We start from the raw sequence: 1,365 nt of genomic DNA, 5'->3' as shown, positions 1-1,365 counted from the left end.
CCAGGAAGCCGTTGAAGAACGACACCTGGAAGTACAGCTTGGACTCGTCCGGCGAGAAGACGGCCGGGCGCACGGCGTCGGAGTAGTCCCTCAGGCCGATGGCGTCCAGCCGCTGGCGCATGTCGATCACCTTCACCTGCTTGAAGGTGGCCGCGTCGACGACGGTGATCTTCCGGTCGCCCTTCGTCCAGTCGAGCCAGGGCTCGTCGAGAGCGGTGGTCACGTCACCGATGGCCATGTTCCAGATGTACTTGCCGTCGTGGGTGAAGATGTTCTCGTGCGGCTTGTCGCCGGTGGCGAACGAGCCGAGCTGTCTGCCGGTCGTGATGTCGAGCACGTGCACGGTGTTCGCGGTGGAGGCCGATACCGCGACCCGGGTGCCGTCGGGCGACACGGCCATGTGGTCGGAGCGGTAACCCGACACGGCGAAACGCCAGTTGATCCGTCCGGTGGCGAGGTCGATCGAGACCACGTCGGCGAAGCTCGGGCGCGAGACCACGACCGACCGGCCGTCGGGAGTGGAGTACATGTCGTCGACGAACTGGTCGTGTCCCTCGCCGACGCCGTTGCGGATGCCCATGAAGTAGGCCCACTTGATGGGGTCGGCGTTGATCGCCGCCATCCGCTCGGCCTTGTCCGGGATGACGTCGACCCGGCCGACCTTCGCGAAGTCGCCGGTGGACTTGATGACGTCCGCTGTGCCTTCCCAGTTGTTGCCGACGAACATCACCTCGCGCAGATCGGCGGCGCCCGCCTGCGCGGCGGCCGCGGATGCGGCGGTCGCCGTGCCGCCGAGGGTCAGCGTGAGGGCGGCGGCGAGCGTACAGAGGTGTCTGGCTCTGAGCACGGACATGGAGGGTCCCTGTCGTAGTGGGGGAGTGCGGGTCAGGACACGGTGAACCGGGAGCGTGTGCTGTGTGTGCGCGAGATACGTGAATGGCGTGATCATGACAATCTGAAATCTGAACATGCGCGCTTTCAAAGTGCACTTACTGGAAAGTAAGGACTGGGGGAGCCTCTTCACAAGGGGCGGTGCACGAGAAAATCGCCGAGAGGGCGAACACCGGTTCGTGCCAGGAGAGGAACGCGTGGACGGCAGACTCAGACAGCCCACCGGCCGGTACGGCGGCCGGACGGCCGAGGAGCGGCAGGCGGAGCGCCGCCGTCGCTTCCTCGACGCGGGGCTGGAACTGTTCGGCGCCCGACCCGGGTACCGGTCCACGACCGTGGCGGCCCTCAGCGAGGCGGCGGGACTGTCCACGCGCCAGTTCTACGAGGCGTTCCGCGGCCTCGAGGACGTCCTGGCGGCGCTCCATCTCCAGGTCAACGACTGGGCCGAGCGGGCCGCCCTGGACGCGCTCGCCG

Annotated in this window: 2 protein-coding genes; one reads left to right on the top strand and one right to left on the bottom strand. The window is 67.3% G+C overall.

Annotation, left to right across the window (positions count from 1 at the left end; all coding sequences use genetic code 11):
• A partial coding sequence (locus ACWEBX_RS40795) for a YncE family protein (protein ID WP_451889733.1) occupies nucleotides 1-853 on the bottom strand: 853 nt, incomplete at its 3' end.
• 235 nt (nucleotides 854-1,088) lie between these two features.
• On the opposite strand from ACWEBX_RS40795, the gene ACWEBX_RS40790 reads away from it, so the two are divergent.
• Nucleotides 1,089-1,365 (top strand): helix-turn-helix domain-containing protein (locus tag ACWEBX_RS40790; RefSeq protein WP_451889732.1); only part of this gene is annotated, 277 nt, incomplete at its 3' end.

This window comes from Streptomyces sp. NPDC005070 (assembly GCF_053600395.1).
This window is presented reverse-complemented; position numbering and strand designations above follow the sequence as displayed.